At 52.4% G+C, this 6,943-nt stretch carries 5 protein-coding genes and 5 tRNA genes; all 10 read right to left on the bottom strand.

The window, feature by feature from the left end; genetic code table 11:
• Positions 1 to 6: 6 nt before the first annotated feature.
• The 10 genes from OMR58_RS20000 to nagB all read right to left on the bottom strand — a co-directional run bounded on the left by OMR58_RS20000 (position 7) and on the right by nagB (position 6,716).
• Positions 7 to 83, bottom strand: a tRNA-Met gene (locus OMR58_RS20000).
• A gap of 28 nt (positions 84 to 111) precedes the next feature.
• Positions 112 to 186, bottom strand: a tRNA-Gln gene (locus tag OMR58_RS19995).
• A 55-nt stretch (positions 187 to 241) separates the two neighbouring features.
• A tRNA-Gln gene (locus tag OMR58_RS19990) sits at positions 242 to 316 on the bottom strand.
• A gap of 26 nt (positions 317 to 342) precedes the next feature.
• A tRNA-Leu gene (locus OMR58_RS19985) sits at positions 343 to 427 on the bottom strand.
• A gap of 11 nt (positions 428 to 438) precedes the next feature.
• Positions 439 to 515, bottom strand: a tRNA-Met gene (locus tag OMR58_RS19980).
• A gap of 220 nt (positions 516 to 735) precedes the next feature.
• On the bottom strand, positions 736 to 2,400 hold the full coding sequence (asnB, locus tag OMR58_RS19975; protein ID WP_105591051.1) for an asparagine synthase B: 1,665 nt from the start codon (positions 2,398 to 2,400) through the stop codon (positions 736 to 738).
• 267 nt (positions 2,401 to 2,667) lie between these two features.
• Positions 2,668 to 3,420 carry an HAD-IIA family hydrolase gene (locus OMR58_RS19970; RefSeq protein ID WP_105591052.1) on the bottom strand — a complete coding sequence of 251 codons (753 nt, stop codon included), beginning with the start codon at positions 3,418 to 3,420 and terminating at the stop codon, positions 2,668 to 2,670.
• Between the two features lie 17 nt (positions 3,421 to 3,437).
• Entirely contained in the window at positions 3,438 to 4,658 is a 1,221-nt protein-coding gene (gene nagC / locus OMR58_RS19965; RefSeq protein ID WP_105591053.1) for a DNA-binding transcriptional regulator NagC, read from the bottom strand.
• Positions 4,659 to 4,665: 7 nt separating this feature from the next.
• Positions 4,666 to 5,814 (bottom strand): N-acetylglucosamine-6-phosphate deacetylase, encoded by a 1,149-nt coding sequence (gene nagA / locus OMR58_RS19960; RefSeq protein WP_264546759.1) that lies wholly within the window; start codon positions 5,812 to 5,814, stop codon positions 4,666 to 4,668.
• 101 nt (positions 5,815 to 5,915) lie between these two features.
• Positions 5,916 to 6,716, bottom strand: a complete 801-nt coding sequence (gene nagB, locus OMR58_RS19955; RefSeq protein WP_105591055.1) for a glucosamine-6-phosphate deaminase — start codon at positions 6,714 to 6,716, stop codon at positions 5,916 to 5,918.
• Positions 6,717 to 6,943 lie beyond the last annotated feature (227 nt).

The raw sequence follows: 6,943 nt of genomic DNA, 5'->3' as shown, positions 1-6,943 counted from the left end.
ATAATTTGGTGGCTACTACGGGAATCGAACCTGTGACCCCAGCATTATGAGTGCTGTGCTCTAACCAGCTGAGCTAAGTAGCCGTACATTATTGCTTTACAACTTTCTAACTGGCTGGGATACCTGGATTCGAACCAGGGAATGCCGGTATCAAAAACCGGTGCCTTACCGCTTGGCGATATCCCAATGTCCGCATCGTGATAACACGACAGTCAGAACTTCACATCTTACTACAAAAAACTGGCTGGGGTACCTGGATTCGAACCAGGGAATGCCGGTATCAAAAACCGGTGCCTTACCGCTTGGCGATACCCCATCCTTGTTGCAAACCTCTGTCGGAAATGGTGCGGGAGGCGAGACTTGAACTCGCACACCTTGCGGCGCCAGAACCTAAATCTGGTGCGTCTACCAATTTCGCCACTCCCGCGCAAAAAGAAGTGGTGGCTACTACGGGAATCGAACCTGTGACCCCAGCATTATGAGTGCTGTGCTCTAACCAGCTGAGCTAAGTAGCCTTCTTTTTTTTGCGTCACCTTCATCGGCGTTGCGGGGCGCATTATGCGGAGTTGGCCCAAAAGCGTCAACTAGTTTTTTCCCGTTTTTTGCCATAAACGTGTTGTTTGCATGGCTTGTGACCATTATGTCGATAAAATCGACGAATTCTGAGTCTAAACAGCGTTATGGCAAAAAAAAACGGGCCATAAAGGCCCGTAAGTATTTGTGAAACGGTAAGGATTAGTAGGCTGCCTGGTGCACGCCAACCGCACGTCCTGACGGATCGTCCATGGTTTTGAACGCTTCATCCCATTCGATGGCCTTAGCCGACGAGCAGGCAACTGAAGGACCACCCGGAACGCATTCAGCCGCGCTTGGTACCGGGAACAGCTCTTCAAAGATTTCACGGTACAGATACGCCTCTTTAGAGGTTGGCGTGTTGTACGGGAAGCGGAAGTGTGCGGTTTGCAGCTGCTGGTCGCTAATCTGCTCTGCCGCGACTTCTTTCAGGGTATCAATCCAGCTGTAACCAACGCCGTCAGAGAACTGCTCTTTCTGGCGCCATGCTACGCTTGCCGGCAGGTAGGATTCAAAACACTCACGCAGGATGTGTTTTTCCATTTTGCCGTTGCTGCCGCACATTTTGTCTTCCGGGTTGATGCGCATTGCCACATCAAGGAATTTCTTGTCCAGGAACGGTACGCGAGCTTCCACGCCCCAGGCTGACATCGCCTTGTTGGCACGCGCACAGTCAAACATGTGCAGCGCATGCAGTTTACGCACGTTCTCCTCGTGGAACTCCTGTGCGTTTGGTGCCTTATGGAAGTACAGGTAGCCGCCGAAGACTTCGTCCGCACCTTCGCCGGACAGCACCATCTTGATGCCCATCGCTTTGATCTTACGTGACATCAGATACATCGGAGTGGATGCACGAATGGTGGTCACGTCATAGGTTTCAATGTGATAAATCACATCGCGAATCGCATCCAGACCTTCCTGCACAGTGAAGTGAATCTCATGGTGCACGGTACCCAGATGCTCAGCCACGGCTTTTGCGGCTTTGAGATCCGGTGAACCTTCCAAGCCCACAGCGAAGGAGTGCAGCTGTGGCCACCAGGCTTCGCTCTTGTCGTGATCTTCTACGCGCTTGGCAGCAAATTTCTTGGTTACCGCTGAAATGATGGAGGAATCCAGACCGCCGGACAGCAGAACGCCGTAAGGCACATCTGACATCAGGTGGCTTTTTACTGACTCTTCCAGCGCGCCTTTCAGAGCCGCTGCATCGGTGGTGTTGTTAGCCACTGCGGCATAGTCGAACCAGTCACGCTGCCAGTAGCGTTTGATTTCACCGTCGGTGCTGGACATATAGCTGCCCGCCGGGAACTCTTTGATTGTGCGGCAAACCGGCACCAGCGCCTTCATTTCAGAAGCGACGTACAGGTTACCGTGCTCATCGTTGCCCATATACAGCGGAATGATGCCGATATGGTCACGGCCGATCAGCCAGGTTTTCTTCTCTGTGTCATACAGAATAAAGGCGAACATGCCCTGCAGATCGTCGAGGAAGTCGATACCTTTTTCCTGATACAGCGCGAGGATCACTTCGCAGTCGGAATCCGTCTGGAATTCATAGCGGTCGCTCAGTTCAGCGCGCAGTGCCTGATGGTTGTAAATCTCGCCGTTAACCGCCAGAACGTGGGTGTGCGCAGCGTTGTACAGTGGCTGTGCGCCATTGTTCACGTCAACGATCGACAGACGCTCGTGTGCCAGGATGGCATAGTCATCGGCATAAATGCCAGACCAGTCCGGGCCACGGTGGCGCATCAGGCGAGAAAGCTCCAGCGCTTTCTTACGCAGTTCAGTAGGATCGGTTTTCAGATCGAGTACACCAAAAATAGAACACATACACAGCTCCCTAAACGACTTACCTTGCGGTATTGATATTGGTTTGAGGCGAGAGTTGCCGCCTGATGTATAAGAAAATGCGCTAACAGAGCAGACTATGCAAGCAATTTAGCCAATACCTGAAAAATAGCTTGTTGACCTGGCCTTATCCTTGATGATTATTCAATTAATTGGTGTTTTTATTGTTGAATCAGCAAAAGATGGCAAAAAGCGGATGAATTTTGCGCGATATGGAAGTATAAAGCCCGGCGTTAACCGGGCTGGGGATTAAAATATGTCGATATCCGCGACGGAGGGATAAACCCATGTCGGTCGGAAGGGCATGGCGTCAATATCGCTGAGGCTGGAAACGCCGCTAAGCACCAGTATGGTTTCCAGTCCGGCCTGGAATCCGGCCAGAATATCGGTGCGCAGGTTATCGCCAACGATAACCGTTTCCTCTGAATGGGCCTGCATCTTATTCAGTGCGGCACGCATAATCCACGGGCTGGGCTTACCGACGTAGAAAGGCTGCCGGCCGGAGATGCGTTCAATCCCTGCACAGAGCGCGCCGCAGGCAGGGGAGTGCCCGTGACCATGGCTGTCGGGGTTGGTGGCAATAAAGCGCGCACCGTTAGCCACAAAGAAGGCGGCTTTGTGCATCATGTCCCAGTTAAAGGAACGCGTCTCGCCGACGATCACAAAATCCGGGTTGATATCGGTAATCGTAAACCCGGCTTTATACAGCTCATGAATCAGTGCGCCTTCACCGACGACATAGGCTTTTTTCCCTTCCTGGCGCTTAAGAAAATCGGCGGTAGCCATGGCAGAGGTATAAAAGACGCTGTCCGGGAGGTCTATACCCGCGGAGGCAAAGCGGTTGGCCAGATCCATGGCGGTTTGTGACGGGTAGTTGGTCAGTACCACCAGCGGCATATTATTTCCCATGATCCGCTGCAGGAACTCGCGAGCCCCGGGTACGGCAGTATTGTCATGCATTAATACGCCATCAATATCGCAAATTACGTTCTTAATCGTCATGCACTTACTGTCCTTGATTACGCTTCCAGAAGTCGCTGCAGCAGGATGCCGTTAAGCATCGCCCGTTTTGCCAGCGCAAAGGCGCCGATAGCCGAGCGATGATCGATCTCTGAGCGTACTACCGGCAGATTTTTTCGGAACGCTTTTAGCGCCTGGGTATTGATGCAGCTTTCAATCGCGGGTAGCAGGACCTTATCGGCCTCGGTTATTTCACCGGCGATAACAATTTTCTGCGGGTTAAACAGGTTAATCGCAATGGCAATCGCTTTACCCAGATGTCGGCCCACATGTTCGATAACCTCGGCGGCCAGCGCATCGCCGCGATTGGCGGCACTGCAAATATGCTGGATCTGGCAATTATCCAGACTCAGGCTGCTCGGATAGCCCTGCGTCAGCAGATGCCGTACGCGATTTTCAATCGCACTATTAGCGGCAATGGTTTCCAGACAGCCAAAGTTGCCACAGTGGCAGCGCTCTCCCAGCGGATCGACCTGGATATGCCCCAGCTCACCGACATTACCGTTACTACCGAGGAAGATATGCCCGTTGGCGATGATTCCCGCCCCCGTTCCGCGATGAACGCGCACCAGGATGGAGTCTGCGCAGTCGCGCGAGGCACCAAAATAGTGCTCCGCCAGGGCCAGGCTGCGGATGTCATGTCCGACAAAACTGGTGACGTTAAAGCGTTTTTCGAGGTTGGCGACCAGCGGCCAGTGACTGACGCTGATATGCGGCATATAGCGGATCACACCGTTCTTCGGATCGACCAGACCGGGAAGAATAACCGAGATCGCGATGAGTTCGCGCAGCTTGCGCTGATGCTGCTCATGGAAGGCGGCGATGGCATTAAACAGCGCATTTTCCAGCGTTTCCTGGCTGCGCTCTGGCAAAGGGTAGTGCTCTTCCGCCAGCGATTTGCCGCTGAGATCGAACAGGGTCAGCGTGGCATCGTTACGGCCAAGGCGAACGCCAATGGTGTTGAAGCCACGGGTTTCGCTGACAATCGATATTGCCCGGCGGCCGCCGGTTGAAGCCTGCTGCTCAACTTCTTTGATCAGCCCGCGTTCAATGAGCTGCCGGGTGATCTTGGTGACGCTGGCGGGTGCAAGCTGGCTGTGTTCGGCAATCTGAATGCGCGATATCGGCCCTTGCTGATCGATGAGCCGGTATACGGCTGCGCTATTCAGTTGTTTAACAAGATCAACATTTCCAATTTGGGCCTGGCCGCCAGTGGTCATTAAATATCTACTCGCTAAAGACCTCGTTACCATTAACGATGGTCCGGGTGATTTTATAGTCGCGGGTGAATACCGTCAGGTTCGCCACTTTTCCGGCTTCAATTGACCCTAACTGATTATCAACCCCCATTGCACGGGCGGGATAAAGCGTTGCCATACGGAGCGTTTCATCCAGAGCGATACCAACATGTTCGACGCTGTTCTCGACAGCTTCAATCATAGTTAGCGCAGAACCACTCAGCGTGCCGTTCTCATCAACGCACAGCCCGTTACGATAGTATATTGTTTTGCCAGCAAAAATGAACTGGTCAATATTAGCGCCTGCCGGTGCGGTGGCATCGGTAACCAGTACCAGCTTGTCGCCTTTGATGCGTTTTGCATTCCGAATGTTGGCGAAATGAACGTGTAAACCGTCGGCAATCACGCCACACCAGACATCCGGTGAATCAAACAGTGCACCGATCAAACCCGGCTCACGGCCGGTGGTGGTTGGCATTGCGTTGTATAGGTGGGTCGCAAAAGTGACGCCCGCGGAGATGCCGCTGCGCGCTTCGTCATACGTGGCGTGAGAATGCCCGGCGGAAATCACGATTCCGGCCGCGCGCAGCTGGCGGATCACTTCCGTGCCCACTTTTTCAGGGGCGAGGGTGATCTTGGTAATAACGTCGGCATTTTCACACAGGAAGTCGACCAGCGCTTTATACGGTGCACGAATCAGTGCCGGGTTGTGTGTACCTTTCTTCAGCGGGTTGAGCCACGGACCTTCCAGGTGCAGACCCAACGCCTGATTGCTGTTTTGTGCCAGCCAGGCCCGCATCACTTCAACCGCACGCTTCATCAGCTCGTCCGTGCTGGTGATAAGCGTCGGCAGGAAACTGGTGCAGCCTGATTTTTCATTCGCTTTCTGCATAATATTCAGCGTTTCAACGCTGATTGCAGCAGGATCATCATTGAACTGCACGCCGCCACAGCCGTTAAGCTGCAGATCGATAAAGCCAGGGGCAATAATGGCACCGTTGACGTCACGGATTTCAATACCGGCAGGCACATCGCCCTGCGGGCAAACACGGTCGATCAGGCCGTCAGCGATCACCACTGCGTGCCCGTCGAGGACTTCATGGCCGGTATAAATGCGACCCTGTGTTAAAGCGTACATAGTCATTCTCCTGACTTTTAATGCTGGTACGATCCGGCCAGCGTTAACGAAACCGCGTTTGGCCGGATGCGATCGGTGAAGGGGAGGCTTAGCTCCCGGCATCACAGACCGGTGATATTTTCCGCTTCCATTTCGCGGAAGTACTTCACGGTCTTCACTTTCAATTCCATGGTCGCTGGCTCATCGCAGACAACAACGGATTTAGCATGCAGCTGCAGGCAGCTAATGGTCCACATATGATTCACGTTGCCTTCAACGGCCGCTTTCAGGGCATGGGCTTTCAGGTGCCCGGTAACCAGAATCATTACTTCCTCTGCATCAAGCAGCGTACCGACGCCCACGGTTAGCGCGTATTTAGGTACCTGATCCACATCGCCACCGAAGAAACGCGAGTTGGCGATACGGGTATCGTGGGTCAGCGTTTTAATGCGGGTACGTGAAGCCAGAGAGGATGCGGGTTCGTTAAAGGCGATGTGTCCGTCGTTGCCTACGCCACCCATAAACAGATGGATTTTGCCGTAAGCACGAATTTTTTCCTCATACTGACGACATTCTGCGTCAATATCAGGCGCATTACCATTGAGAAGATTAATGTTTTCGCTTTGAATATCAACGTGATCGAAAAAATTACGGTGCATAAAGCTGTGATAGCTTTCAGGGTGCTCTTTTGGCAGACCTACATATTCGTCCATATTGAACGTAACAACATGTTTGAAGCTAACCTGGCCCGCTTTATGCATATCAATAAGGTGTTTATAGGCTTCCAGTGGAGTGCCGCCGGTCGGCAGGCCGAGAACGAAAGGGCGCTCTGCGGTAGGCTTAAAGTTATTAATGCGGTTAACAATGTGGCGTGCTGCCCACTTGCCGACCTGAGGAGATGTTGCCAGTGGAATCAGTCTCATGATGAACCTCGTCAATTGCGCAATATGAAATGGGTCTGAAAACGCTGCTCTGCTAGTTAAGAATTATCGTAACGTGATTACGAACAGATAACAGAGGGATAAGTCCGTTTTGATTTTTCGTATCATAAAATAAGTTTGTTCTGTTGACCAGTGTAATGGTTACAAAAATGCTGTTTTTGGTGATTTTAGTCACATAAGTAGCGATATAATTTGCGAAGCGAATTAAT

Origin of the sequence: Erwinia sp. INIA01 (assembly GCF_025947915.1) — a bacterium.
Taxonomy (GTDB): Bacteria; Pseudomonadota; Gammaproteobacteria; order Enterobacterales; family Enterobacteriaceae; genus Erwinia; species Erwinia coffeiphila.
Note: the sequence above shows the minus strand (reverse complement) of the source record. Positions and strands in the feature narration are given on the sequence as shown.

Coding starts and splice junctions, on each gene's coding strand:
- asnB (WP_105591051.1), bottom strand. CDS start 2,400: ATGTGTTCTATTTTTGGTGTACTCGATCTGAAAACCGATCCTACTGAA.
- OMR58_RS19970 (WP_105591052.1), bottom strand. CDS start 3,420: ATGACGATTAAGAACGTAATTTGCGATATTGATGGCGTATTAATGCAT.
- nagC (WP_105591053.1), bottom strand. CDS start 4,658: ATGACCACTGGCGGCCAGGCCCAAATTGGAAATGTTGATCTTGTTAAA.
- nagA (WP_264546759.1), bottom strand. CDS start 5,814: ATGTACGCTTTAACACAGGGTCGCATTTATACCGGCCATGAAGTCCTC.
- nagB (WP_105591055.1), bottom strand. CDS start 6,716: ATGAGACTGATTCCACTGGCAACATCTCCTCAGGTCGGCAAGTGGGCA.